The sequence below is a fragment of the Halioglobus sp. Uisw_031 genome, from assembly GCF_047729875.1.
GTDB lineage: Bacteria > Pseudomonadota > Gammaproteobacteria > Pseudomonadales > Halieaceae > Marimicrobium.
This window is the reverse complement of sequence record NZ_CP159826.1, coordinates 657,283-683,877: the sequence shown is the minus strand read 5'-3', so window position 1 is coordinate 683,877 and position 26,595 is coordinate 657,283. Positions and strand designations below refer to the sequence as shown.

Annotated in this window: 25 protein-coding genes; 20 read left to right on the top strand and 5 right to left on the bottom strand. The window is 52.3% G+C overall.

Translation table 11 applies throughout. The features are described 5' to 3' along the window. Nucleotides 1–203: 203 nt before the first annotated feature. The 8 genes from ABXT62_RS03100 to ABXT62_RS03065 all read left to right on the top strand — a co-directional run bounded on the left by ABXT62_RS03100 (nucleotide 204) and on the right by ABXT62_RS03065 (nucleotide 8,002). Nucleotides 204–842: a VOC family protein gene (locus ABXT62_RS03100; protein WP_415357086.1), complete on the top strand. Its 639-nt coding sequence runs from the start codon at nucleotides 204–206 to the stop codon at nucleotides 840–842. Beyond that, nucleotides 842–2,020 carry an alpha/beta hydrolase gene (locus ABXT62_RS03095; protein ID WP_415357085.1) on the top strand — a complete coding sequence of 393 codons (1,179 nt, stop codon included), beginning with the start codon at nucleotides 842–844 and terminating at the stop codon, nucleotides 2,018–2,020. Before ABXT62_RS03100 ends, ABXT62_RS03095 begins: the two co-directional genes overlap by 1 nt. Nucleotides 2,021–2,080: 60 nt before the next feature. Next, the gene (locus ABXT62_RS03090) at nucleotides 2,081–4,108 is read left to right on the top strand and encodes a DUF3604 domain-containing protein (protein ID WP_415357084.1); all 2,028 of its coding nucleotides are present in this window, start codon (nucleotides 2,081–2,083) and stop codon (nucleotides 4,106–4,108) included. Nucleotides 4,109–4,257: 149 nt separating this feature from the next. Next, entirely contained in the window at nucleotides 4,258–4,611 is a 354-nt protein-coding gene (locus ABXT62_RS03085) for a hypothetical protein (protein WP_415357083.1), read from the top strand. A gap of 101 nt (nucleotides 4,612–4,712) precedes the next feature. Continuing rightward, on the top strand, nucleotides 4,713–5,222 hold the full coding sequence (locus ABXT62_RS03080; RefSeq protein WP_415357082.1) for a paraquat-inducible protein A: 510 nt from the start codon (nucleotides 4,713–4,715) through the stop codon (nucleotides 5,220–5,222). 104 nt (nucleotides 5,223–5,326) lie between these two features. Further along, nucleotides 5,327–5,845, top strand: coding sequence for a paraquat-inducible protein A (locus ABXT62_RS03075; RefSeq protein ID WP_415357081.1), 519 nt, complete (start codon nucleotides 5,327–5,329; stop codon nucleotides 5,843–5,845). Continuing rightward, nucleotides 5,835–7,442 carry an intermembrane transport protein PqiB gene (gene pqiB, locus ABXT62_RS03070; protein ID WP_415357080.1) on the top strand — a complete coding sequence of 536 codons (1,608 nt, stop codon included), beginning with the start codon at nucleotides 5,835–5,837 and terminating at the stop codon, nucleotides 7,440–7,442. Before ABXT62_RS03075 ends, pqiB begins: the two co-directional genes overlap by 11 nt. Further along, entirely contained in the window at nucleotides 7,439–8,002 is a 564-nt protein-coding gene (locus ABXT62_RS03065; protein WP_415357079.1) for a membrane integrity-associated transporter subunit PqiC, read from the top strand. The genes pqiB and ABXT62_RS03065 overlap by 4 nt, the downstream gene beginning before the upstream one ends. Nucleotides 8,003–8,012: 10 nt before the next feature. Here ABXT62_RS03065 and ABXT62_RS03060 read toward each other — a convergent pair whose 3' ends face one another. After that, nucleotides 8,013–8,681: a hypothetical protein gene (locus tag ABXT62_RS03060; RefSeq protein WP_415357078.1), complete on the bottom strand. Its 669-nt coding sequence runs from the start codon at nucleotides 8,679–8,681 to the stop codon at nucleotides 8,013–8,015. A 63-nt stretch (nucleotides 8,682–8,744) separates the two neighbouring features. Next, entirely contained in the window at nucleotides 8,745–9,575 is an 831-nt protein-coding gene (locus tag ABXT62_RS03055; protein WP_415357077.1) for an HAD family hydrolase, read from the bottom strand. A gap of 212 nt (nucleotides 9,576–9,787) precedes the next feature. On the opposite strand from ABXT62_RS03055, the gene ABXT62_RS03050 reads away from it, so the two are divergent. Both ABXT62_RS03050 and ABXT62_RS03045 read left to right on the top strand, forming a co-directional pair. Then, a complete protein-coding gene (locus tag ABXT62_RS03050) occupies nucleotides 9,788–11,035 on the top strand; it encodes a cytochrome P450 (protein ID WP_415357076.1) in 1,248 nt (415 codons plus the stop codon). Nucleotides 11,036–11,108: 73 nt separating this feature from the next. Then, a complete protein-coding gene (locus tag ABXT62_RS03045) occupies nucleotides 11,109–11,777 on the top strand; it encodes a DNA-3-methyladenine glycosylase I (RefSeq protein WP_415357075.1) in 669 nt (222 codons plus the stop codon). 52 nt (nucleotides 11,778–11,829) lie between these two features. Here the strand turns inward: ABXT62_RS03045 and ABXT62_RS03040 are convergent, their stop codons facing one another. Next, nucleotides 11,830–12,867 carry a COX15/CtaA family protein gene (locus ABXT62_RS03040; RefSeq protein WP_415357074.1) on the bottom strand — a complete coding sequence of 346 codons (1,038 nt, stop codon included), beginning with the start codon at nucleotides 12,865–12,867 and terminating at the stop codon, nucleotides 11,830–11,832. A gap of 265 nt (nucleotides 12,868–13,132) precedes the next feature. On the opposite strand from ABXT62_RS03040, the gene ABXT62_RS03035 reads away from it, so the two are divergent. Together ABXT62_RS03035 and ABXT62_RS03030 are read left to right on the top strand one after the other, a co-directional pair. After that, complete coding sequence (locus ABXT62_RS03035) at nucleotides 13,133–15,016, top strand: ATP-binding cassette domain-containing protein (RefSeq protein WP_415357073.1); 1,884 nt, start codon at nucleotides 13,133–13,135, stop codon at nucleotides 15,014–15,016. A gap of 76 nt (nucleotides 15,017–15,092) precedes the next feature. Next, nucleotides 15,093–15,833: a phosphoribosyltransferase gene (locus ABXT62_RS03030; protein WP_415357072.1), complete on the top strand. Its 741-nt coding sequence runs from the start codon at nucleotides 15,093–15,095 to the stop codon at nucleotides 15,831–15,833. Here the strand turns inward: ABXT62_RS03030 and ABXT62_RS03025 are convergent. Further along, nucleotides 15,830–17,017, bottom strand: coding sequence for an aromatic amino acid transaminase (locus ABXT62_RS03025; RefSeq protein WP_415357071.1), 1,188 nt, complete (start codon nucleotides 17,015–17,017; stop codon nucleotides 15,830–15,832). The two genes, ABXT62_RS03030 and ABXT62_RS03025, sit on opposite strands and share 4 nt — an antisense overlap. 153 nt (nucleotides 17,018–17,170) lie before the next feature. On the opposite strand from ABXT62_RS03025, the gene cmoA reads away from it, so the two are divergent. From cmoA to ABXT62_RS03010, 3 genes are all read left to right on the top strand, one after another. Beyond that, nucleotides 17,171–17,941 carry a carboxy-S-adenosyl-L-methionine synthase CmoA gene (gene cmoA / locus ABXT62_RS03020; RefSeq protein ID WP_415357070.1) on the top strand — a complete coding sequence of 257 codons (771 nt, stop codon included), beginning with the start codon at nucleotides 17,171–17,173 and terminating at the stop codon, nucleotides 17,939–17,941. After that, nucleotides 17,938–18,915, top strand: coding sequence for a tRNA 5-methoxyuridine(34)/uridine 5-oxyacetic acid(34) synthase CmoB (gene cmoB / locus ABXT62_RS03015; protein WP_415357069.1), 978 nt, complete (start codon nucleotides 17,938–17,940; stop codon nucleotides 18,913–18,915). Before cmoA ends, cmoB begins: the two co-directional genes overlap by 4 nt. Before the next feature lie 242 nt (nucleotides 18,916–19,157). Further along, nucleotides 19,158–20,441, top strand: coding sequence for an aminotransferase class I/II-fold pyridoxal phosphate-dependent enzyme (locus ABXT62_RS03010; protein WP_415357068.1), 1,284 nt, complete (start codon nucleotides 19,158–19,160; stop codon nucleotides 20,439–20,441). A 42-nt stretch (nucleotides 20,442–20,483) separates the two neighbouring features. Here ABXT62_RS03010 and ABXT62_RS03005 read toward each other — a convergent pair whose 3' ends face one another. Continuing rightward, nucleotides 20,484–20,828 carry a DUF1820 family protein gene (locus ABXT62_RS03005; RefSeq protein ID WP_415357067.1) on the bottom strand — a complete coding sequence of 115 codons (345 nt, stop codon included), beginning with the start codon at nucleotides 20,826–20,828 and terminating at the stop codon, nucleotides 20,484–20,486. Nucleotides 20,829–21,143: 315 nt separating this feature from the next. Here ABXT62_RS03005 and miaB point away from each other — a divergent pair, with 315 nt between their 5' ends. The 5 genes from miaB (at nucleotide 21,144) to lnt (ending at nucleotide 26,432) form a co-directional block, all read left to right on the top strand. Further along, nucleotides 21,144–22,475, top strand: a complete 1,332-nt coding sequence (gene miaB / locus ABXT62_RS03000; protein ID WP_415357066.1) for a tRNA (N6-isopentenyl adenosine(37)-C2)-methylthiotransferase MiaB — start codon at nucleotides 21,144–21,146, stop codon at nucleotides 22,473–22,475. Nucleotides 22,476–22,538: 63 nt separating this feature from the next. Then, nucleotides 22,539–23,570 (top strand): PhoH family protein, encoded by a 1,032-nt coding sequence (locus tag ABXT62_RS02995; protein WP_415357065.1) that lies wholly within the window; start codon nucleotides 22,539–22,541, stop codon nucleotides 23,568–23,570. Next, nucleotides 23,567–24,046 (top strand): rRNA maturation RNase YbeY, encoded by a 480-nt coding sequence (ybeY, locus tag ABXT62_RS02990; protein ID WP_415357064.1) that lies wholly within the window; start codon nucleotides 23,567–23,569, stop codon nucleotides 24,044–24,046. Before ABXT62_RS02995 ends, ybeY begins: the two co-directional genes overlap by 4 nt. Then, nucleotides 24,043–24,891 (top strand): HlyC/CorC family transporter, encoded by an 849-nt coding sequence (locus ABXT62_RS02985; RefSeq protein ID WP_415357063.1) that lies wholly within the window; start codon nucleotides 24,043–24,045, stop codon nucleotides 24,889–24,891. The genes ybeY and ABXT62_RS02985 overlap by 4 nt, the downstream gene beginning before the upstream one ends. Nucleotides 24,892–24,914: 23 nt before the next feature. Further along, on the top strand, nucleotides 24,915–26,432 hold the full coding sequence (gene lnt / locus ABXT62_RS02980; protein ID WP_415357062.1) for an apolipoprotein N-acyltransferase: 1,518 nt from the start codon (nucleotides 24,915–24,917) through the stop codon (nucleotides 26,430–26,432). The last annotated feature ends 163 nt before the right edge of the window (nucleotides 26,433–26,595 follow it).

Here is a 26,595-nt window from a genome sequence, read left to right as displayed (position 1 = left end):
GTCATAGACTCCCATTGCTTTGACCCGATAATCGTGTCGAAATTACCCGCTGGTTGCAACGCGCGTTAGACATCATGTCACAGAAGTCTATCCTGACAAGCGCAGCCTGAATATTGTGAGTTGAGCCACGAGTGCTTTTCAGCACATGCGCTGCTACCATACGAAGTTAATAGTCAAAAATATAATTGAAGAAGACTAGACTAATGCAAAAATCCTCGACGGTAACCGACAAGACAGCTGTGCTTAGACCACTGGGGAATATTCACCATCTAGCCTTGCGCTGCCGCGATGCCGAACAAACGCGATGGTTTTATGAAGATGTCCTAGGCCTACCACTGGCGGCGGCACTGTCTCTTGAAAACTCACCCGGCACTGAAAAACAACGCCCGTTTTTGCACCTTTTCCTCGAGCTTGGCGATGGCAATTACATCGCTTTTTTTGATGAACCGGGTCACGCCAAACCAGAGCAGTTTGAAATCAAGGATAGCTTTGATATCCACATCGCATTCGAAACAGAAAATATCGAGTCAATGCTGGCCTGGAAAGATAAGATTAGTGCTGCCGGAGATTTTATTTTTGGCCCTATCGATCACGAGTTTGTTGAATCCGTGTACTTCTTTGACCCGAACGGCTATGCCTTGGAGATTACTCACAAAACCGCCAAGCACGATGCCGTACTCTTAGAAGAAAAAAGCAATGCAAGGCAACAAATTGCAGAATGGAGCGCGCGCACACGGGCGAAGAAAATCGAAATTTTTGGCGCCGATGCTATTGATTCGCGCTGCAGCGCACTGCTCGCTCCGCACTCCGACACGCAAAAATCGCCTTCGAAGAAAACCTGATGTTTGTAGATACTGATAAGGGTATCGAAAGAACAGCATACCTGATGCTCTTTCAGGAAAAATCTGCCGGCTTCAAGGACGTCTACGGAGGCGTTGACCATGTTGTGTTGCGCTCCCACCTAATGCGACCAGCGGCGTCGCAATCAAAAACCGTCATCATTTTTATGCATCCGATTGGCGGCGGTGAGTATCTACCGCTGCCGATGGCACTTGCCAAAGCCGGACATCATGTTATCTATTGTCAAAGCCGCTACCCCAATAACGACACCGCACTCATCATGGAGAAAGTGGCGTTGGATATGGGCGAGTGCATCAGGGATGCAAAGGAGCGGCTGGGCTACGAAAAAGTCATTCTTGGTGGATGGAGTGGAGGCGGCTCGCTTGCCTTGTTTTATCAGCGCCAGGCCGAGCACGCCACAGTGGTCTCTACGCCAGCGGGGGATCCGCCGAATTTACAGGAGGAAAATCTAATTCCTGCGGACGGCATGATGCTACTGGCCGCACATGTCAGCCGTGCGCTGACATTGACCGAATGGATGGACGCCTCCATTCTGGATGAAACCAACCCCGATATCCGTGACCCTGAGCTCGACCTATACAATCCGGACAACCCCAATCAGCCACCCTATAGTGTCGAATTTCAAAAGCGTTATCAGGCCGCCCAAATCGCCCGAAATCGACGTATTACAGCCTGGGTTAAAGCGAAGTTGGAAGCATTACGAGCACAGGGCAAATCCAATGAAGAATTTGCGTTTACCGTTCACGGCACAATGGCAGCACCGGTATGGCTAGACAACAGTATCGACCCTAACGAGCGGAGGCCTAACACCTGTTTTCTCGGTGATCCAAAAGTCGTGAACAACAGTCCAATCGGACTCGCCCGTTTCACCACATTGCGCAGCTGGTTGTCACAATGGAGTTATGATGAGTCCAATGCCAATGGTGTTGATGATGCTGCTAGCATGAGCCTACCGACACTGGTCATTAACAACGCCGCCGATGACGCCTGCACACCAAGTCACGCAAAAAGACTGTTTGATGCAGTGGCTAACAACAACAAGGAATTTGTTGAGATTATTGGCGCTACTCATTACTACCTCGGTCAACATGAACAGCTGCGACAAGCAGAACAAACCTGCACGGCATGGTTGCGAAAACAAGGGTTGACGGACGTATGATTATGTCCGCGAATCCAGCACGAGCGCCATTTTCACCAAAACTACCTTAGGAATCAATAAATGCCTCTGCGTAAAACTCTGCAGCTCACAGCAATCTTAAGCCTTTCGACATCCGCTTTGGCAGAAGCACCACGTCCAATCGAGGTCGCAGAAATTAGCGCATCGCCCCCTCCGTTCTCGCGAACAGAAGAGCGCGAGCCGTGCGCCAGTTACACCGCCGAGCGGCGGCCACATTTTGGCGATATGCACGTGCACACTTCTTGGTCTTTTGATGCCAGCAGCCAGGACACACGCAACACACCGGCTGATGCTTACCGATTTGCGCAAGGTCACCCAATGGGCATCCAGCCCTATGACGAGAACGACAAACCAACACGCACCATACAGCTCGATCGTCCGCTAGATTTCACTGCCGTCACAGACCACTCCGAATTCATGGGTGAGATGCGCATGTGCACGACCGAGGGTCTACCGGGTTACTGGCACCCCGTGTGCATCGCACACCGAAACATACCAAGGCTCTCCTTCCTCACCTTTGCCACCTTGGGCATGGCATACAAAACACGCTGGGGACTGTGCGGGGACAATAATGACATTTGTTTTGCTCAAGCCGCTGACACTTGGAAGGACATTCAAAGGGATACCGAGGACGCCTATGACCGAAGCAGCGATTGCAGCTTTACCAGCTTCGTGGGTTACGAATGGACCGCTAGTGGCGGAACCGGGCAGAACTTGCATCACAATGTAATTTTTCGCAACGAGCACGTTCCTAACCGGGCCATGAGTTGGATAGAGACACCTTCTCAGGTGCAGCTTTGGGACTATTTAGATGAAGAATGTGTCTTAGGGAAGCCTGGGTGTGACGCGGTGGTGATACCACACAACTCCAATATATCAGGCGGACTGATGTTTGAAACCGCTCGCATTACCAACGCCGACATTCCAGCAGATCCAGTCACTGCTCAGGAAGCCGCTCGCAGGGCTCGCTGGAATACTCTTTTTGAAGTAATGCAGCACAAGGGTTCTTCGGAGTGTGACAGTCGCCTGCCAGTTTGGTCAGAAGACGAGTACTGCAACTTCGAGAAGTTGGGCTATGACAGTTTTGGCGGAAAAAATACTGGGCACACTCAGTTCGCCGTCCTAGAATTTCTGAGTCCCGTCCTTGGTGAAGACATAATCCCGGTTACAACACCACCGTCTGAGACTAATTTTCTGCGCTATGCTCTCAAGAAAGGGCTGCAGCAGCAGGCTGAACTGGGTGTGAACAGCTTCAAATTCGGCATGATTTCTAGTACCGACACCCATATCGCGGCGCCAGGACTGACTATGGAGAAAAATCATCCGGGGCACGGGGGCGCAGGAATGGGTGCTCGTGATGGCATGCCCGCAGGTCTGCCGGATGAACTGGAGTATGGCCCTGGAGGTCTGGCGGTGCTGTACGCCGAGGAGAACAGCCGCGATGCTTTGTTCGCCGCCATGCAACGGCGAGAGGCCTATGCAACTAGCGGGACCCGCCCTGTACTGCGGTTCTTTGGAGGCTGGAATTATCCCGAAAATCTCTGTGAGATGGATGATATGGTCACTCAAGGTTATGCGGGGGGAGTGCCCATGGGTGGAGATCTGCCCCCTGCCGCCGTCGCCAACGCGTCTCCTCGCTTTCTCGTCTCTGCCAGCATGGACAATGGCACCCCTGAATACCCAGGCAGTCCGCTGCAACGCATCCAGCTCGTTAAAGGCTGGCATGAGAATGGCGAACTGCACGAGAAAGTACTCGGTGTCGCCGGCGGGGACAACAATGCCAGCGTAGATATCAATACTTGCGAGCCCAACGGCAGCGGTCATAGTCAACTTTGCAGCGTGTGGCAGGATAACGACTTTAATTCCTCTGCACAGGCTTTTTATTATACCCGCGTGTTGGAAAATCCCAGCTGTCGCTGGAGTCAGCGCATCTGTGCCAATGCCGGCGTGCGCTGCGACGATCCAGGGAGCATTCCTCAAGGTATGGAAAACTGCTGTGCGCCAGAACACCAGAAAGTTATTCAGGAGCGCGCATGGAGCTCACCCATCTGGTACACGCCGCCAGTATAATCGCCCTGAAAAACACATTATTAGGATACCCTGCCGCTTTCGGCCAAGCGCTCGGGCTTGAATGTCCCTGCAGACCGAGTAATATCATGACCGCATTGCCATTATTTCCCGAAAGCGACAAAACCGGTTAAAAGCCCAGGAAGCCAACTATGACATCACTACCTCGATTTAGCGCCGCTCTGACGCTGTTACTTTGCCTGCCCATGGCAGGTGCCCTAGCACAATCTGTGGGCAATGTAGTAGGAGAGCGGGTGACTTATGACGGCGGTGTGGTCCGTGTCTGCGGAGAGGGTGGTGGACTTGACCCCTGCCTCGATGCCAATGGGCAAACCTATGCCGAACAGGTGAGAGGACCCAGTATAGACAGTGAATCCGAAGACCAGCTCATGGCCGAGGCGGCGCGCATCAGAGCAGAGTCCCCCGAGCAGTTACAGCAGACCATTGGCGAGATGGAAAAAGGCTACAACCCTGATGTCCACGCTACAGAAGGGCTCCCTCACTAATCATGGGGAGCGACATTGCCTGTCAAAGCTGTGACCTGCTGGTGAGCGTAGCGGCTACGAAACACGGCGAAAGCGCATCCTGCCCGCGCTGTGGATGTTTTTTGACCCGATGCTACGATGACGCCAACCACCGTGTACTTGCCTACTCTAGCGCCGGCCTGATGTTTCTCGTTTTCGCCAGCAGCTACTCCTTTCTTTCTCTGTCCAGAAGTGGCGTAGAAAGTAACATCACGCTGTTGCAGACTCCCGCCGCGCTATGGTCTTACGGCATGCCAGAAGTTGGCGCACTCGTCGCCGCATTTATTATCGTTATCCCAGCGACCGTGCTGGCGATGATGGCAGCGCTGTGCATTCTCATCAACCAAGGCCGTTATCATTCATGGTTAGTGCCGCTAGCGAAAGGCATTTTTTTAGGCCAGCAGTGGTCCATGGTAGAAGTGTTTATCATTGCCGTCATTGTCGCCCTGGTGAAAATTGCCGCGATGGCGACCGTAGTGATTGGTATTTCCTTCTGGGCTTATGCCGCATTTACCGTCTGCTTTACGCTAGCAGTGTCCAGCCTCGACCGTTACCAGTGCTGGGAGCGCATTGAAGCGCTAAAAGCGCAGTGAGTGCTTTGCCTGCAACAGCAGCACAAAGCAACCTCGCAGCGTGTCATATGTGCCTAAAATTGGCCCCTGCAGACGTGCATCATTGCCCTCGCTGCGGTTCCGCAATGCATCTGCGGAAGAACGACAGCATCCAGCGCACTCTGGCACTGCTCATCACCGCTTGCCTGCTTTATATCCCAGCCAATCTCTACCCCGTTATGTATACTGATTCCCTCAGCTCTGCCGAAGGCACCACAATAATGGGGGGCGTAGTGCTACTGATTAACTTGGGTTCGGCGCCGGTCGCGCTGGTCATTTTTATCTTCAGCGTGATGGTTCCGTCAGCGAAATTAATGGCCATGTTTTACCTTGTCTGGTCTGTGCAACAGCAGTCGTCCCTAGACCTGCGAAAGCGCTCAACCCTCTACCGTATAACAGAGTTTGTGGGAAAGTGGTCCATGGTCGATATCTTCGTGGTGACCATACTGGTTGCGCTCGTGCAGCTTGGTGGAATACTGACAATTAAGCCCGGTATCGCAGCCCTGTTATTCGCCGGCGTCGTTATCATTACTATGATCGCGGCCGAAAACTTCGATTCCCGTCTCATTTGGGACAATATGGAAGAAAAAAATAGTGCCAACTGAACACGCTAAAGTCAGCAAGAGTCGCAAAATTTCCGGCATCTGGTTTATTCCTTTGCTCGCGCTTGTACTGGGTGCCTATATGGTTTTACACAACTGGATGACCCAAGGCCCGAACATCGAGATTGCCTTCAAAACGGCCGACGGTTTGGAGGAAGGAAAAACCAAGATAAAGTATCGCAGCGTCGATATGGGTCTGGTCAATGAGGTGCGCCTGAACGACCATCTCGATGGCGTTATCGCTAAAGTTAAAATGAACCGCCAAGCAGTGCCGCTACTCATCAAAGACACTGGATTTTGGGTTGTCACTGCCCGGGTAGGGCTGGGTAACATCACCGGCCTAAATACGCTTCTGTCTGGCGCCTATATCGAGCTGGCACCTGGCTCGAGCAAAACGGAAGAAAGAAAATTTGTGGGATTGGACCAGCCTCCGCTAACCCCTGCAGATGCACCCGGGCTGCGGCTGAAACTGACCAGCAATCACGCATCTTCTGTTACCGCTGGCGATACAGTACTCTACAAAGGTTATAAGGTTGGACGGGTTGAAACCATGACATTCAATCCCGACGATAAGCTCGTACACTATCAGATATTCATCGATGCCCCGTACCATGAACTGGTGAATAGCAGTGTCCGCTTCTGGGATGTTAGTGGCATATCCGTGAGCACAGGCGCGACTGGCTTCAAGGTTCAAACCGGTTCGATAGACACTATATTATTCGGCGGCGTGACCTTCGGTGTGCCGACGGGCATCAAAGATGGCAGTAAAGTAACGAAAAATTCTACATTCGAGTTATACAAGTCTTACAAGGACATACTGGAAAACCCTTTCCGTTATGGAGCCTACTACGTAGTTTCTTTTACCCACTCTGTCAAAGGGCTAAGCCCCGGAGCGCCGGTTGAATACCGTGGCATTAGGGTAGGCAACGTCGTACGGGTGCTATTTAAAGAAGGCCAGTTGGAGCAAATTGAAGCGGGACAGGAAGGCGAAGGCGCTCCTATACCCGTTTTAGTGTATGTCGAGCCCGGCCGTATGGAACTATCTGATACCGAGGCTTCGCTCGTAGTCGTCGAGGAAACCATCAGATTAGGGGTGGGAAATGGGCTCCGGGGGTCCATGGAAAGGGGTAACCTACTCACAGGAGCACAATATATTAATCTTGATTACTACCCTACTGCTGAAAAAGCCACGCTCGGAACCTTCATGCAATACACCACCATTCCAACTATTGAGACCGGACTGGCGCAAATCGAGGAAAAAGTGACGTCCATCCTGAACACCATCGATGCGCTCCCATTAGCAGACACTGTAGCGAGTCTCAACCAGAACCTAGAAAGCCTGGAGTCCATTTTAGATAATCAGAGCACGCAGCAACTGCCGACGCATCTAGACCAAACAGTGCAGGAACTCAGAGACCTAATAAACAGTCTATCTCCGAACTCGGATGCCTCTCAAACCCTTAATTCGAGCCTGCTGTCGCTGAGCCGTACTTTGGCCAACTTGGAATCCTTAACAGGTAAATTATCGAGGCAGCCCAGCGCTGTAATATTCCCCTCCAGTCCAGAGGTCGATCCTATTCCAGAGGTAAGCGAACAATGAAAGTCGCGAGTTTATTATTGTTGGTGCTGTTGTCCGGCTGTGCAAGCCAGGCTGTTGAGCCTAGCTATTACCTATTGCGGTCAAATCAAGATTTACCGTCTAGCAAGCTCAGTCCATCTGTAGACTTTGCCCTGGGTACAATAGAAATTGCGCCCTACCTAAACCAGCTCGGACTAGTGATAGACATGGCTGACAGCCAAATCCGCCCAGCAGTCAACCATCTCTGGGCCGAGCCCATCTATGATGGCGTGCGCTCTCTCCTTACCGCAGACATTGCAAAAGCCAATGGCCAGGAACTGATGCCGGCAAACCTCAGTAAAGATGCTACCGTGGTTAATATCCGTATCGATAAGCTCGACGGAACACTCGATGGTAGGGCGCAAATTGTGGCCTACTGGTGGCTGGTTCGTAACGACGAGGTGGTCGATCTCAATCGCTTCTCGAAATCACGCGCTTTGAGGGCAGACGGGTATAGTGCCATGGTCGACGCTGAGACAGCGCTGCTAGAAGAATTGGCAAAGAAGATAGCCGCGTCACTAGTCCCGCCACCACCCAAATAAAAATCAAAGCCTAAATTGGGAGCGGGATAAAAACCTTCGACACTGCGTACACGGCACCGGTCACTGTGCGGTTATCTGAATCACCGACGATACCTGCCATCATCTCCTGCAGCACAATGATCTCACCGAACAGACGCTCAAAGCTTAGGTTGTCTACCACGCCCCATTTCTCATAAGTAATTATGTAGTGTTCGCCATTAGGCTTGCGAGCATTTTTTAGTTTCCACACCAACATCTCTACGTTCTGGGCACTGGTTAACAATACTTGTGCGTCAAGTTGATCAGGCAGAAACATCTCAGGCTGGTAGGCATAAGCCTGCCGCAACATACTTCCCAGGCCGACGGTCAGAGCAAAGACGCGATCGCCGGTAAAAGAAGGATTAAAGGCCAGATTCATGGCATCGATGCCCTGGTTATATTCCAGCTCCAGAAACTGCAACTTGTATCGACGGACTTTGAGCTGGGCGAGGCGGCCTTCAATGGTCATGCCAGGGTTTTTAGCTAACTGTTCAGGGTTGCGCTTGTACAACATAACCGCCAATTCACTAACGTCTTCTCGTGTTTTGATGATGAATTGGTCTGTGACGAGGTCGATATCCGACTTGGCCAGATTTTTTAACTCATAACCACCACAGGCACAGAGAAACAACGGGGCAAGCGCTATGAGCAGCAATCGCATTAATGAAGGTTATCCTGAGTCATAACAAGCATCTACTCCATGCCATGGACTTATTGAGTCTCATTAATGCATTGCCAAATCGAAACGTTCGCGCAAAAACCGTGAGATGCCATCTTCATTGTGGTGCCCGATAACCGCCGTGGCGACGGCCCGGACCTCATCTTTTGCATTACTCGGCGCATAACTCTCATCTGCCATCGCGAACATACTGAGATCATTGTCGCTATCGCCAAAACAAATTACCCGACTAACACCAAGATCCTGCTTCAGCTTAGAAACCGCCCCTCCCTTGCTGGCAGCACTGTGATGAATATCTATCCAGTAAAGGCTCTCGCCTTCAATTGCAGTGCCGGCATAGGCCATCAAGTGCTCTTGAGTTTGAACCAGATCAGCGACAGACTCAATTGCCTCGCGGGCGCCCAATGCGCTGATGTTGGTTATTTCGGCGCCAGAGGGCATTTCAGTGACTGGAAGGATTTCTATACCTCGGTCTTGACTGAAGATCTTGGCGAGCCGTCGCTCTGTATCGTTCTGCATTGGCAGATGATACACGACGTGGCGATTACTCGGCTCTACCGTAAAAATAAAAGGCGTTACCGCGACGGCTAGAAAGGCCTCTAAAATAGTTCCAATTTCAGAACGCGTTAACAAGTTACTGTGACTGTAAAGATCACTTTCGGGGCGCCAGATCAGCACCCCATTTTTATAAATATGCGGCAGTGTGAAGCCCTGGCCATCCAACAAATTCCGCGCAGACTGTAATGTGCGCCCGGTGGCAACCGTATAAGCAATATCGCGCTCGCGTAGCTGCCGCAGAGTATCGCGTGTATGCTCGGACACCTGCGATTTCTTATTTAACAAGGTGCCATCCAGATCAAAAACTATGAGGTCCATCGACGTCGATATCCATTTTCTTGAAATACATTCTCGGACCTCAGTTTGGCCCCCATTTTTCTCATCTGAATTCAAATTCAAACAAACGCGAGTAATAGTACAACCGAAAGGTATACAGATGTATACTTTTAAATAACTTGATAATATTCACTCAAGCAATACATTAGCCACGCAGGATAGTGAACTCTCGCACCTGCAATGAGGAGACAAGCATGGTCGCATCTGCCGAGAACCTGCCGCCCATCGAAGATATTTTTAATCCTAATTCGCAAGAATACATGGAAAATCCGATTACGCAGTGCCTAGAATTGGCGAAGCGCGGACGACTTGTTTGGTATGAGCCCTGGCAGGCCTGGATCATTACCCGCCTGGACGACATCATGGCATGCTGGAAGACAGAGCCTTTATCCTCTGACTTTTATGATTGGGAGTTCGCCCCAAGCAGGCCGCCTGAAGACGAGTGGAGTAACTTCGAGCGCGCCCTGATCGGACACAGCCTGCTTGCGGACCCCGACCATCATCGCCTAGTGCGACGCGTCACCGCTCCAGCTTTCTCTCGCAATGTTGTAGACAAAATCCAAGCTAAAATTGAACCCGAGATCAAAAAACTTTTCGATGAACTGGGTGAGCCCGATGTTTTCGACTATAACGAAAAAATCGCCTTCCACATACCTTTTATATCCATCACGCGCATGGTGGGAATACCTGAAAAATACTGGCCGGAAATCAAGCAAGTGATCGTCACCTTCACCGAGACGTGGAACCCCACCATCTCCGATGAGCAACGCGAAAGTGCCCGTCAGGACAGCAACCGAGCTATCGACATTATCAAGAAAATTATCGACGAGCGACGCTCTGCGCCAGTACAAGATGATTTTCTCAGTACGCTGCTGCGTATCGAAGCGGAGAACGAAGGTTTTGAGGAAGGTGACATCATCACACTTGTTCTCGCTCTAATCGGCGCGGGTGCAGATACTACTCTGGTAGCCCAGCAGTGGACGGTTTATGCCCTACTTAAAAACGATCGGGACCAGATCGCAAAAGCGCTTGCAACGCCGGACAGTTTCGCTAACGCGTTCTGCGAGGTCAATCGCTGGGGTCTCTCCTCCAAAATGGGTTTCGCGCGTTATGCACCGCAAGACATGGAGTTTATGGGCCAGCAGTTGCGCAAAGGGGTGATGGTACTGATGATGCCGCACCTGAAGGATTACAATCCAGACTACTACGAAAATCCTGAAAAATTTGATGTGGAGCGGGTGTTCGATCCGGATGTGCTATTCGGCTACGGGCCCCGCTTCTGTATCGGTGCGGCCCTGGCCAAGCGCCAGCTCTACCTAACAATTTCGGAACTGTTCAAGCGCTTTCCTGATGTGGAACTAATGAAAGAGCCAGAACGTGATGCCAGTGATCACAACGCGGTCGTATTTAAGCAACTGCTGTTAAAAACCAACAGCGGGTGATGCCTATTCCTGGCCTGTCTGCGGATTAAACGCCAACCCGCTATTTTGTAATAACAGCCAAGGCAATACGTAATTGAAACGCTTCGAACACATTATTCAACGCGCTCGTGACCACCAAGGGGGACAGCTCCGTCTGGAAGAGATGATGCCCACGGTGCGCAGCACTCGGGCACTGGCACAAACTCAGGATAACCGCTGGCTTGCGCAGATGACCCGCTGCGTCTTTCAGGCGGGCTTTGTATGGCGCGTCGTTGATCACAAATGGGATGGTTTTGAGGAAGTATTCTTTGGTTTCCCGCCAGATAAAATTGTCATGCTCAGCCCGGACCAGATCGACCGCTTCGCGCAGAACCCGCGCATCATTCGCAACCGCCAGAAAGTACTGGGAGTCCAGGCCAACGCTCAGTTCATACTGGATATCACTCAAGAGCACGGTAGCGTTGGAAAATTTATCAGCAGGTGGCCCACACATGATTTGATTGGACTGTTCGCCGCGATGAAAAAGCGTGGCAGTCGACTAGGTGGCATGACCGGGCAGCGCGTCTTGCGCAATATGGGAAAAGACACCTTTATCATCACCGGTGATGTCGTTCGCTGCCTGCAACGCAGTGGTCTCGATATTGGCAACAATCCTAGCAGCAAGCGCGAGCTGGGGCTTATACAGAACACCTTCAACGTATGGCATGAAGAATCAGGACTTCCTTACAGCCATATCAGCCGAATCTGTGCACTCTCGTTGTAGCAACGACAGCGTGTGTCCAGAAAAACGACCAACAAGAGTACTTTACAGGCTGTTATTGACGCAGCTGCACATGACTAAGGAACACCGTAGCCGTCAGCAGCAATACCGCACCACCCTGGTGCGCAGTCGCGAGAGAAACCGGCACATGCAATAACAATGTACTAATACCCAGAATCATCTGCATCCACAACGCCGCCATCAATAAGACTGCACCAAGTTTTCCATACCCCTTTGGCGAGCTTCGATAAACTATCACGGCAAACGCATTCAGCAAGACGAACAGCACATAAGCAAGCATGCGGTGATTAAATTGTATGGTAGTAATGTCCTCAAATATCGCAAGCCATGGTGGTGCAGACGCATACAGTCCAGGTGGGATAAAAGAAGTGCCCATTAATGGCCAAGTAGAGTAAGCCAGACCAGCGCGAGTGCCGGCCACCAGACCCCCCGATAGAATCATCAGATACACCAGAGCCACCAGCACTAGGGTCCATCGCGCGTTGTTGTTGTGTCTTTTCTCTCGAGTAGCTCCCTTTGTAAACAACAAGCTAAACACGAGCCACAACATATAAGCATAAATAGCTACGGCAACGCCCAGATGCGCTGTGAGACGGTATTGGCTGACGCGTGGGTTATCGACCAGGCCGCTCTTCACCATGTACCAACCCAAAAATCCCTGTAGTCCTCCCATAAAGAGCAAGGCCACCAGGCTTGGCGCAAGTCCCGGCCTCACGCGCCCGCGTAAGAAAAAATAAAGCATCGGCAATGCAAATAAAATACCAATCACACGTCCCAATAGACGATGCAGATACTCATACATAAAAATGGATTTGAATCCGTCAAGACTCATGCCAGTGTTGATTTTTTGATATTCAGGGAACTGCTTGTACTTATCAAATTCCTGCAGCCAGTCCTGCTCCGTCAACGGGGGAATAGCGCCGACCAGAGGCTTCCACTCAACCATCGACAGCCCCGAATGTGTGAGCCTGGTAATTCCACCCAGCATAATCATGCCGAATATAACTACGGCACACAAAGCCAGCCACTGCGCTACCTGTCGGTCATAACGTATTTGGTCAATGTTACTCATGGTTTTTACTGGAAGCTCCCTCGGTCATCCTTCACGGGGCCATCAATCCCTTTTTAGGGACCAACAGGTTTTCGCTAATGAAAGTAAGACTCTGTGCCAATGTGAATAATCTCAATATATATTGTCTGAACAACGAATTTAGGCCATTAAGAGCCATTTTTCTATGCTGTAAACCGCCAAGGCATTTTATACCCGTTACCCGAATGTGGCCAGCGTGTGCATTGCTGTCGTAGAATGCGCACCCATACACTCACTGCGGTTACCCATGTCACTTCTAAGCTTAGACTCAGTTCACCTTCAATACGGCACGCAGGTGCTATTGGATGACATAAACCTAACTATCGACCGGGGAGAAAAACTGGGCCTGCTAGGCCGTAATGGTGCTGGCAAGACCACTTTGCTCAAAGTACTGTCAGGAGAGTTGACATCGGACTCCGGCGAGTGCTGGGTGCGACCTGGAGTACGTATTGCTCGCCTGCAGCAAACCCTGCCCCAAGCAGACCAGCTCTCGGTTTATGATGCTGTTGCCTCCGGAATTGCCGAAGCCGGCCGCCTCTTAAGCGAATATCACCATCTTATACAAGCTGACCCTCCAGCAGATATGGATGTCCTCGCACGCGTTCAACAGCAGCTGGAAGCGGCCGATGGCTGGACATTGCAACAACGTGTTGAGACCACCATTAGTCAGTTACAACTCCCCGCAGAGGCAACCATGAGCGAACTCTCTGGCGGTTGGCGCCGGCGGGTCGCCCTAGCGCAGGCACTGGTAAGCCAACCAGATATATTGCTGCTGGATGAACCGACGAATCACCTGGATATTCCTGCTATACGCTGGTTAGAGGAACAACTGGCGAATTTCCAGGGTGCCATCATCCTCATTACCCACGATCGACGATTCCTGCAAAACGTAGCCAACAGTATCGCTGAGCTCGACCGAGGACATCTCACTCAGTGGCGCGGAGACTATCAGGGCTTCCTGCGCCATAGGGAACACCAATTGCAGGCCGAGGAGCGAGCCAACGACTTATTTGACAAGAAGTTGGCACAGGAAGAGGTCTGGATTCGCCAAGGCATCAAAGCACGGCGCACCCGCAACGAGGGTCGTGTTCGCGCCCTCAAAGACATGCGTAATGAGCGTCAGAGTCGGCGCGAGCGCACAGGCAGCGCTACCTTTGCTGTAGAAGGATCAGGCAAATCCGGAAAGATTGTGGCGGAACTAAAGCACGTGGACAAGCACTTCGGCGACCTGTGCGTGCTGAAGGATGTCTCCACCATTATCCAGAGGGGAGACCGTGTGGGAATCGTCGGACCTAACGGTGCCGGTAAGTCCACCCTGGTGAAGATCCTGCTGGGGCAACTGCAACCAGACGCTGGAAAAATTCATTTCGGCAGCAAGCTGGAAGTCGCTTACTCCGATCAACTCAGAGGCCAACTGGATCCACAGAAAAATCTGATCGATAACGTCTGCGGTGGCCAAGATTTTATCGAAATCAATGGTAAGCGACGCCATGCGATTTCCTACCTGGGCGATTTTCTCTTTAGCCCCGAGCGTGTGCGTACTCCGGTGAAGGCCCTTTCTGGAGGGGAGCAGAATCGGGCCATCTTAGCCAAACTATTTAGCAAACCCGCTAATCTACTGGTACTCGATGAACCCACTAACGACCTAGACATCGAAACACTGGAGCTTTTGGAAGAGATACTACTCACCTTCAATGGAACCGTGCTGCTGGTCAGCCACGACCGAGATTTTATGGACAACGTGGTCACCAGTCTACTCGTGCTCGAAGGCGATGGTGTCGTTAGCGAGCATGCAGGTGGCTACAGCGATTGGGACGCGCGGGGAGGGAAACTTCAAGACCGTACGGAAAAGGCGACACCGGCATCCACTGCGCCCAGAGCGGGTAAAGATTTAACCACTGGGTCCGCGAAAAAATCTAAACTCTCCTACAAGGACCAACGGGAACGGGACAGCTTGCCCGGCGCAATAGAAAGCTTGGAACAGCGTCAACAGGCCCTTGAGGACACCATTTCCCAGTCCGGTTTTTACCAGGGCGATCAGGATCAGATTCAGAAGGTACTAGGCGAATTAGCGACGGTAGAGTCCGAAATGGAAATGACCTTTGCGCGCTGGGAAGAGCTGGAAGGTTGATCAGCTTAGTCTCAAAGGCCATGCGGTGGTGCCAGATTGTCGTTACAATAGCGCGGGCACTGTCAGCGGAGACGTCATGAGCACATACCAGCAACAGGTTCACTGCTCGGCTAGTGAAATCGATATCGATTTCTGGAAAGCACCGGAGGGTATCGCCATCCCCGATGATGAACTCTCCTTTTTGCTTATCCCGGATGCCGTTGAGGCCATGGCCGTATTCGCATTGTCACAACAAGTGCATCAGTATCAGCAGGAACAATCGCCGGACGGAGCACCTATAACACGCGCACTGATGGCCACCATGGGCGGCATGCTACCGGGCATACTCCTCCACGATCACTTAGGCAAGGGCCGACCTCAGGGAACACCATCGATAGAGTTTGGCACCATTGGCATATCGCTTTATAAAGGCCCCAATGAGCGCCACGAAAATCCGCAGGTACAGCAGGACATTTCAATACCGATTCTCGACGAAACTGTGCTCATCATTGATGACTTAGGCGATCGCGGCGGCACCATGGAATTCCTCATCCAGTATCTGGCAGAGAAGGGGGCGAAAAAAATATTGACTCTCGCGCTCTATATGAAACCCATGGCAATGAGTGCCTGTCCGGTAGACTTTTTTTTTGGTGAACTACAACAAGACACCTGGATCATCACCCCGCGGGAATACGTTGAGACCATGGTGAAGCGCGTACCTATATGGAAAAGCCGGGGCGCAAACCTTGCCGAATGTCGTCGTCGACTAGTCGATATTATTGGCTACCCGCAGGCGCTGACCGATTATTATCTCGAAGAAGTGTTTGCCGCGGGCTAGAGTACTTTCGACACTGACTCCGCAAGATAATCGATGTTCCGAGTATTCACGCCCGCCACATTGATACGTGAGGAATCGAGCATATACACTCCGTAATCCTGCCGCAGGCGCTGCGCCTGCACGGCACTCAGACCGAGAAAAGAGAACATACCTTTTTCCCTCTCAATAAAACTATAATCTCCACCGCAGCGGACTTCCAACGCCTCCCGCAAGATACTGCGCAGACTATTGATACGCTGGCACATAACCTCCAACTCCGCACGCCAGATACCACCCAGATGATCATTCGTCAAAATGCGGCCTGCCAATAGGGCGCCGTGTGCCGGCGGCATGGAATAGATCCGCCGCGCCGCCACCTGAGCCTGGCTAATGACTGCGCGGGCGTTGGCGGGGTCGCGACAAACAAAAATAGTCGCGCCAGTGCGCTCACGGTAAAGCCCCAGATTCTTGGAGCAGGACGTAGCGATAATCACCTCTGGCAGGCGTGCTACCAGCAAGCGTAAACCCGCAGCATCCTGTTCCAGACCATCCCCGAACCCCTGGTAAGCGAAATCGACAAACGGGGTAAAACCCTGTTGCTCGGCCATATCAGCAATGACGGCCCATTGAGACAAAGACAGATCAGCGCCACAAGGATTGTGGCAACACCCTTGCAGCAGCACTACATCTCCTACCACAGCTTCTTTTAGGTCCTGCACCATGCTGTCAAAGTTGACGCCGTGTGTCTCAGGATCATAATATCGATAGGTCTGAAACTCGAGGCCGACACTTCCCAGCAGCGGTATATGTACCGGCCAAGTGGGATCAGACAGCCATACTCGTGCGCCGGGTGCCGCCGCATGGACAATCTCAGCACCTATGCGCAAGGCGCCACACCCACCGGGAGTCTGTATGCTGCTGACGCGATTTTCGGCAAGCGCGGCACTAGCCTCGCCCAGCGTCAGGCGCTGTATGCCAAGATTGAAATTTTCATCACCAGCAGGAGGCAGATATGCTTTGGTGACCTCCTCTGCCTCAAGCCTGCGCTGAGCCTGCTTCACAGCTTCGAACACCGGACATACGCCCTGGTCGTCCATGTAAATGCCAACGGTCAGATCAACCTTATTAGGATTAGAGTCTGCTCGGCAAGCGGCCGCCAGACCAAGAATTGGATCGACGGGCAATGGTTGGAGGTCTTGCAGCATGAGGATTCCCTAGTGATTTACATCTGTTTCGACCGCGGTCTCCGGACCGGCTAGACGACCAGAATATTATAGCCCAACACTTGCCACGTCGACATGACTTACAGAATTCACCCCGGCTTTTAATTCATGCTAGAATTATAACTTAGATCCATCGTGTATACATTTTACCTATTTTCGGCGCTGGCATTATTTGTGACTGAAGACCATGATTCACTCTATGCCGACCCGCTGTCCGAACACGGCCTATTTGCGTTCGATGAGAGCGTCGCTCGCGTATTCCCGGACATGATCAAACGCTCTGTACCCGGCTACTCCACCATTGTGGCTATGACCGGGCTGCTCGCGGGAAAGTACGCCACTGCCGAAAGCTCACTGTATGATCTAGGTTGCTCTCTGGGCGCGTCGACCTTGGCGATGCGTCAAAATATCCTGCAGCCGAACTGTAAAATCATTAGCGTGGACAATTCTACCGCCATGCTGGATCGCTGCAAAAGCATCATTGATACCGATACCCATGACACCCCCATTGACCTGACCTGCGCCGATTTACAGGATGTAGTCATCCAGAACGCCTCAGTGGTAGTGCTCAACTTCACCCTGCAATTTATCCCCAGAGCGTTGCGCGACGAGGTGATCGAAGGCATCTATCGAGGGTTGCAGCCCGGAGGGATTATGGTGCTATCAGAGAAAGTCACCTTCGAAGATCCGTACCTGGATGAGCTCAATATCGAACTACATCATCAGTTCAAACGCGCCAACGGCTACAGTGATCTGGAAGTTGCAGGCAAGCGCAATGCGCTGGAGACTGTGCTGCTACCAGAGACGCTTAATCTGCACAAACAACGCATTAACGCTGCCGGCTTCAGCAGCTGCGACGTCTGGTTTCAGTGCTTCAATTTTGCATCTCTCGTCGCACTTAAATGATAAATTATCAGCCCCTGATAGATCGCTGGCGCGATAGCGAGCTGGACCGGTGGGCACAAGTGCTTGAGCAGCAAATTGACAATGGCCTAAGCCAGGAACGCCACGGCGACCTGCCGCGATGGTTGCAGGCGCTGCAGGACCTGCCGCCCTTGCCGGTAGAGAGTATTCACCTAGACACATCCCGAGTGGGTGCAAACTCTGCCCTCCCTCTCGACGAACCCATGTCGGCACGGCTACGTGACGCGCTGCAGAGACTGCACCCCTGGCGCAAAGGTCCGTTCGAACTTTTCGACATACACATCGACACAGAGTGGCGCTCTGACTGGAAATGGGATCGGCTGCGCGAGGACATCGACCCCCTGAAAGGACGGCGTGTACTGGACGTCGGCTGCGGCAGCGGCTATCACTGTTGGCGCATGCTGGGCGATGGTGCAGAGGAGGTCATAGGCATCGACCCCACCCCGCTGTTTATAGTGCAGTTCTGGGCGCTACAAAAATACCTGCAGCAGGACAATATCTGGTTACTGCCAATGGGCATTGAACAAGTGCCAGCCAAACTACAAGCCTTCGATACCGTCTTTTCCATGGGCGTTCTCTACCACCGACGTTCGCCACTGGATCACCTGCAAGAACTTAAGGATTGCCTACGCCCAGGTGGGCAGTTAGTGCTGGAAACGCTGGTCATCGAGGGTGAGTTGGGAGATACCCTGTTACCGGAAGGTCGCTACGCTCGCATGGGCAATGTCTGGTTCCTGCCCAGCTGTGACACTTTGTTAAGCTGGTTATATAAGCTCGGTTTTGTCGACCCACAACTGGTGGACGTCGGTGACACCACGACGGAGGAGCAGCGCTCTACACAGTGGATGACGTTCCATTCACTGGCGAATTTTCTCGACCCTGAGGACTCAAAAAAATCAATTGAGGGGCATCCGGCGCCACGCCGCGCTATTGTGACAGCTCGTATACCCAATTAAATCCAGCACTAGACACTGCGCGCATACTTGAGGTAACTGCGCGTGACGCCGCATTCCGACAACTCTGTTCGAGCACCGAGGGCTGTGCACTCTTCACCTCTGCACTTGGCCCTACTGATCTAGTGAGATCGGAACTTTCCAGCCTTGCTATCATCAATGCATTTTACTGCCCTGCAGTTATCGTTATACTTGCTCCTGGCAATCGCCACCCCCTATGGACGCTGTTACACGAGGAGAAAGCCGTGCATATTGATCAGCTATCAGTCGCTGAACTTTCGACACAACTGGACAGTGTGCTGAAACAGTACAGTGCACTGAAAGAATTAAACTTGGCACTCGATCTCACCCGGGGCAAACCCTGCAGCGAGCAGGTCGCTTTATCGGATGCTCTAGACGGAATTCTCCAAGGTAATTATCTCGCAGAGAACGGCACTGACGTGCGTAATTATGGGGGTCTGGAGGGACTCGCTGAGGCGAGAGCGCTGTTTTCTAGGGTACTAAATACGCCGCCCGAAGAGACCTTTGTCGGAGGTAATTCCAGCCTAACATTGATGTACAACACTATTGATTTCGCACTTACAGAAGGACTTTCCGGCCCTCCCTCCGCCTGGGGAAACAATGATACGGTAAAATTTCTGTGCCCCACTCCCGGCTATGATCGCCACTTCGCCATTTGCGAACACCTCGGCATTGAGATGATTGCCGTACCCATGCTCGGCACCGGACCCGATATGGACCGAATTGAAAGATTGGTGAAAGAGGACCCTTTAATTAAAGGGCTGTGGTGTGTGCCGCGCTTCTCCAATCCCACCGGCGGCGTCTACAGCGACGAGACCGTGGAACGAATAGCTCGTCTGGGTCTTATTGCAGGGGATCACTTTATCGTAATGTGGGACAACGCGTATGCGGTTCACACACTGTATGACGATGCCTCATCTTTGATGCCCATAAGAGACCTGTGCTACAAATACGGCACGATGGACAACCTGTTCCAATTCGGCTCCACCTCCAAAATCACTTTTGCCGGCGCCGGTGTTGCATTTCTGGCCAGCAGTGAAGAAAATTTGACGGCCCTGAAACAGCACTTGGCCCTCCAGACGATTGGACCGGACAAGGTGAATCAACTGCGTCATGTGCGCTTCCTGGCGAACCCAGAAACGCTTGCAGAACACATGACAGCGCATGCCGCCATCATCAGGCCACGCTTTGAGTGCGTGTTGAATACGCTAAAACACGAACTATCGAACAGCGGGATGGGGGCTTGGTCTTCACCCCGTGGCGGGTATTTCGTGTCCTTCAATACAATGCCCGGACTGGCCAAGAAAGTGGTAAAGCTGGCTGAATCTATTGGCGTAAAACTCACACCGGCAGGCGCTACGTTTCCCTATAGCGAGGACCCACAAGACACCAATATCCGCTTGTCACCGACTTTCCCGCACCTTGAGGACGTAAAGGCTGCCATCAATGCTTTTGTGATCTGCGTGAAACTTGCCTCAATTGAGCACTGCCTGCAACGGAAGCGCTAGAGGCGAAGGCCTGTTTTTGCCCTAAAGTGTGGCGGGGTAGCCCTACTCTTCGCCGCCTTTCTGGCCGGGGTTTAGGCCCGCGAAGGGTAAACTGGTTACATTACTATCGGCAGGTGTGACACTGGAGACCTTACTGCAGCCTTCTTTATCCACCTCATCAATACGAATAATAGCCTGCATGGGGATATAGCTGCGCTTGACGCCATTAAATTCGTTTTTGAGTTTTTCCTCACCCGGATCCACGAGAATCTGGGAGCGCTCGCCAAAAACAAACTCCTCAACTTCGATAAAACCCCACATATCGCTCTGGTAGATTTGACGGGCGAACACCTCGAACACCTGACTGCCGTTCTGAAAAATAACTTTGTATACGGGTTGGTTGGCCATTGTATTCTCGTGTAGCACCTGGAGCGAAGTCACTAACCTACAAACAGGCAGCGACAGGACACCTGATTTTGATGAGCAGCAATATTACCACCGCGTCTGCAGAATACCAGTTTCAGCACCAGTATGCCCCCTACTCTGTGGCGACACACCTACCACACCCCAGCGGATATAGCGTAATGTCTTATCTGGACAGCATCGAATGCCACAAAAAACGGCAGCGGGTCGCACTAGGTTTGCCGCCATCAACTCTGTATAATGCCCGTCCCGTGTTCCGACTCAGAGCGATATCAGCGGTCAACCCGCTGCAACATTCCAGTGAGCAAGAAACTCTACATCAAAACCCATGGCTGTCAGATGAACGAATACGACTCAGCTCGTATGCGGGATCTGTTACAGGAGAGCCACAATCTGGTTCCCACAGAGAATCCTGAGGACGCCGATGTATTACTGTTAAATACTTGTTCCATAAGGGAAAAAGCTCAGGAAAAGGTGTTCCATCAGCTGGGGCGCTGGAAGAAACTGAAACTGAAAAACCCCGACTTAATCATCGGCGTAGGCGGCTGCGTTGCCAGCCAGGAGGGGGCAGAAATTGGCCGTCGCGCACCCTACGTCGATCTCGTTTTCGGCCCCCAGACTCTGCATCGGCTGCCCGAAATGCTAGAGCAGCGCGGATCCGGCGACACACTGATTGTGGATGTCAGTTTTCCTGAGATCGAGAAATTCGACAATCTTCCTCAGCCCAAGGTCGAGGGCCCCAGTGCCTTCGTGTCCGTCATGGAGGGTTGCAGCAAATACTGCACCTTTTGCGTCGTGCCCTATACCCGCGGTGAAGAAGTCTCCAGGCCACTGGATGATGTGATCGCAGAAGTCGCCCACTTGGCCGCTGGCGGGGTCCACGAAGTGAACCTGCTGGGACAAAATGTAAACGCCTATCGCGGACCCAACCACGAGGGCGAGATTGTCGACTTTGCGGAACTACTGCATTTTGTCTCGCGCATCCCCGGCATAGAGCGCATCCGCTACACAACGTCCCACCCCGTGGAGTTTTCCGACGCACTGATCGACGCCTACGCTCAAATACCACAGCTAGTAGATCATCTGCACCTGCCAGTGCAAAGCGGCTCTGACCGCATCCTGGCTGCCATGAAGCGTGGCCATACTGCTGTGGAATATAAATCGAAAATACGCCGCCTGCGCGCCATTCGCCCCAACATCAGCATCTCTTCGGACTTTATTATTGGTTTTCCCGGTGAAACCGAGGACGACTTTGCTGCCACCATGAAATTGATTGAGACGATAGGATTTGACAGCTCATTCAGCTTTATCTATAGCGCTCGCCCGGGCACACCTGCAGCGGAACTTCCGGATAACACCGACGAGGACACCAAGAAGCAGCGGCTGCAAATATTGCAGGCTCGAATTCTCCAGCAGGCTGCCGAAATCAGTCGCCGCATGGTCGGTACGACACAACGTATTCTGGTGACAGGCCTGTCCAAAAAGGACCCAGGGCAGCTGCAGGGCCGCACTGAAAACAATCGGGCGGTGAATTTTTCAGCAACAGACTTGTCACTAATCGGACGTTTTGTGAATGTTGAGATCGTCGATGCCCTGCCGAATTCTCTGCGCGGAGTGATATTCGATGGTTGACGCCCGCGAATTCCGGTATATCCTTACCACTAATTGCATTGCCCTTGGTGGCGACAGGATACTTTGAACAGCAAACCTCCCCCGCAACCGTCACCTCGACAGTTGATTCAACAAAGCCTGACTCTGGAACCCGATGATGCACGTCAATTGGCGACATTGTGTGGCCATCTGGATAGTCATTTACGCCAAATAGAGCAGCGCCTTGGAGTCATCATCAACGCACGGGGTAACCTGTTACGGCTTAGTGGTCCCGCCGTCAATGTGGCCGCAACTGAGCAGCTGTTGATTCGCGTCTATACTGAGGTCTGCCAAGGCGTGGCACTGAGTCCAGAGTCACTGCACCTGCACTTGCATGAGGCAGAATTGGGAAGCCTGATCCAATCATCAAGCCCAGAGCCCTCCATTGAGCCCAATCAGATCATTCGCACCAAACGGATCTCCGTCAAACCGCGGGGCGAAAACCAGCAAGCCTATGTAAGAACCATCAAGGAATTTGATATCACCTTTGGTATAGGTCCCGCCGGCACTGGCAAGACCTACCTTGCGGTTGCATGTGGCGTCGAGGCCTTACTTGAGGAACGGGTGCGCCGTATTATGCTGGTGCGCCCAGCCGTAGAGGCGGGCGAAAAGCTAGGTTTTCTACCCGGCGATCTGAGCCAAAAAATTGACCCGTATTTACGTCCACTCTACGATGCCCTCTATGAAATGCTGGGCTTCGAAACGGTCAGTAAATATATCGAGCGCAATATTATCGAAGTGGCCCCCCTGGCCTTTATGCGTGGGCGAACGTTGAACAATGCCTTCATCATTCTCGATGAGGCCCAAAACACCACCCGGGAACAAATGAAGATGTTCCTCACCCGCATCGGCTTTGGATCCACCGCCGTAATTACCGGCGACGCCACACAAATCGACCTGCCCCGAGGCTCACCATCGGGACTGACGCATGCAAGCAATATACTGGACGGCGTTCAAGGCCTCGGGTTTACCTATTTCGGCAACAAAGATGTGGTTCGTCACCCACTGGTACAGCGCATTGTCGAGGCCTATGATATCGCTGAGAATAACGCTACGCCTGTGGACAAGAGCCAATGAAGCTGCTCGTGGATATTCAGACAGCGAGCAGTGAGCCTCTGCCAGCGGAGGAAGACCTACGCAAGTGGATAGGCGCAGCATTAACCGGTCGAACAACACTGGAGCAGGTGGAAGTCAGTGTTCGACTGGTCGACCAGGATGAAATGGCACAGCTGAACGAAACCTATCGCGGCAAAAAAGGGACGACTAACGTGCTTAGCTTTCCAGCGAATCTACCCACAGAACTGGACATACCTCTGTTGGGCGATATCGTCATCTGTGCGCCCGTAGTCGGGGTTGAGGCGACGCAGCAAGGTAAGAGCCAGAGCGCACATTGGGCCCATATGGCCATTCATGGCGCGCTCCATCTGTTGGGCTATGACCATATCGAAGAGGAAGACGCTAAAATAATGGAAGCTCTGGAAAGCACCATTCTTATGGACCTGAATTACGCGTGTCCATACAACCTAACTCGGCCCTGCGAGTATTTACTGTGACGAACGACGACCGCTCTGGGAGTTTGGCCAGCGATAAATCCTGGATAGACAAAATAGCGCTACTGTTCAACTCTGAACCACGCACCCGTCGGGATCTTGAAGATGTGCTAACCGTGGCCGCTGACAACGAGGTCATAGACCAGGACGCTCGCAGCATAATGGAAGGGGCGATGCAGGTGAGTGATATGCAAACCAGAGACATCATGATCCCTCGCTCGCAAATGGTTTCTATTAAGGCGGAAGCGACTCTGGACGACATTTTGCCCCAGATCATTGCGTCGGCCCACTCCCGCTACCCGGTGATTGGAGACAGTCCTGACGAGATTCTGGGCATTCTGCTGGCCAAGGACCTTCTGCCGCAAATTCTCGCTCCGGATAATGACGCGTTCAAGGTGACAGATATGCTGCGCACCACGATGGTGGTCCCGGAGAGTAAGCGCCTCAACATCCTGCTGCGCGAATTTCGTGAAAAGCACAATCATATGGCTATCGTTATCGATGAGTACGGCGGCGTAGCCGGACTGGTGACTATCGAAGATGTGCTGGAGGAAATCGTTGGCGAGATTGAGGATGAGACCGACACAGAGGCCGATCGATTTATCCACGTTATAGCTGACCAGTTATTTATGGTGAATGCGCTCACACCGATTGAAGAGTTCAATACTTTTTTTGAATCCGAGTGCAGCGATGAAGAATTCGATACTATCGGAGGGCTGGTCATACATGCGTTTGGACATATGCCTGCGCCTCATGAGTTTACCGTTATTGATGGTTTCAAATTTGAGGTGGTCAAAGCCGACCAGCGAAAAATTTACAGCCTCCACGTTAGCCCGTCACAAGACTAGCCAGCAAACAGCGATAATAATTCATGCGCGCAGAAACCGGCATCGGCCTTAACCCTCTAGTCGTCCTAGTGTCTGCCCCACTGGCCGGAGCCATGGTCACACTGTCACTGTCGCCCTTCAATATCTGGCCGGCGGGCATTTTAAGTTGTGCCATTTATGCCTACCTACTGTGTGCCTGCAGCGCTCGGCAGGGCCTGTGGCGCGGCTGGCTTTTCGGTCTGGGCATGTTCGGTACCGGAATTTCCTGGATCTACGTCAGCATCCATGTCCACGGCCATGCCAGCATTCTCCTCGCCGCGGGGTTGACCGCACTGTTTTGTGCCGCACTGGCACTGCTACAGGCACTGTTTGCGTGGTGCTATGTGCAGTTTATCCGCCCCCTGCCCGGCGGCATGCTGGTAGGTTTTCCGGCTCTTTGGGTGCTGTTTGAATGGCTTCGTGATTGGTTTCTCACTGGCTTCCCTTGGCTCTATCTTGGCTACGCCCATGCTGAAACCTGGCTATCAGGATGGGCGCCTATAACAGGCGTGTTCGGGTTGTCGTTCATCTGCGCACTCTCAGGCACCTGTCTGTTTCTTGCATGGCGCAGTCGAAAATTAATCACATGTACTACCTATGCGGTCATAATGGTCACTGTGTGGGGCGGCGGTGCTATCCTCAAGCCAACGCAGTGGGTTGCCAAAGCCAGCGAAAAGCCACTTACAGTGGCTATCGTCCAGCCCAATGTTTCGCAGGAGAATAAATGGGACCCACAGTGGTACCAACCCATCCTGAAACAATTAAGTGAAGCCACCGACCCGATATTGGGGCACGATATTGTTATCTGGCCTGAATCAGCAGTCCCCAACTACTATCAGCGGGCGCAGGAATTCCTCGGCCCGTTGGCACGTCGTGCAGCGGACGCCAACACTACCCTGATCACCGGCATTCCGTTTCGTGCGGCAGGCAGCAGTACTTACTACAACAGCATCGCCGCACTGGGCTATGGAGAAGGTATCTATCATAAGCAGCGATTAGTGCCCTTTGGAGAATATGTCCCACTGGAGGACCAGTTACGCGGCCTGATCGACTTTTTTGATTTACCCATGTCTGCCTTCAGTGCTGGGCCGCAAGCGCAACAGCCCCTGCGGGCAGCGGGCTACCGTATTGCGCCTTTTATTTGCTATGAAATAGTCTACGGCGGTCTTGTAGCCAAGAGCGCTCGTGATGCAGACCTGTTAGTAACGATCAGTAACGACAGTTGGTTTGGTGACTCCATCGGTCCCTGGCAACACCTACAAATCGCCCAGATGCGGGGCCGTGAAAATGGACGATTTGTGCTCCGAGCTACCAATAACGGCATCTCCGCCATTATTGATCACCAGGGGCACATCGTGAAACGTACCGAGCAATTCGTAGCCACCACGCTAACAGGGGAGGCAGAAGTCATGCTAGGCAATACGCCCTTTAGCAGTTTTGGCAACACCCCCATTATCGCCGGCTGCTTCATCAGCCTGCTACTCATGGCGCTTATGTACTTTGGATTCTGGCGCGACAACTAGCAGAGCTTTGCACCTCACGCGCAAGTCAATCTTCTTATGGTATGTGCTGAGCGCGGCCAAGTTCACCGCGGTAAGCCGTGCACCACGAATAAGCTGCTTCTAACCAGACCCTTCGCAGCCAACCACAATAACTGCTAGAATCCACGCTTAATTTTCGCTCGCA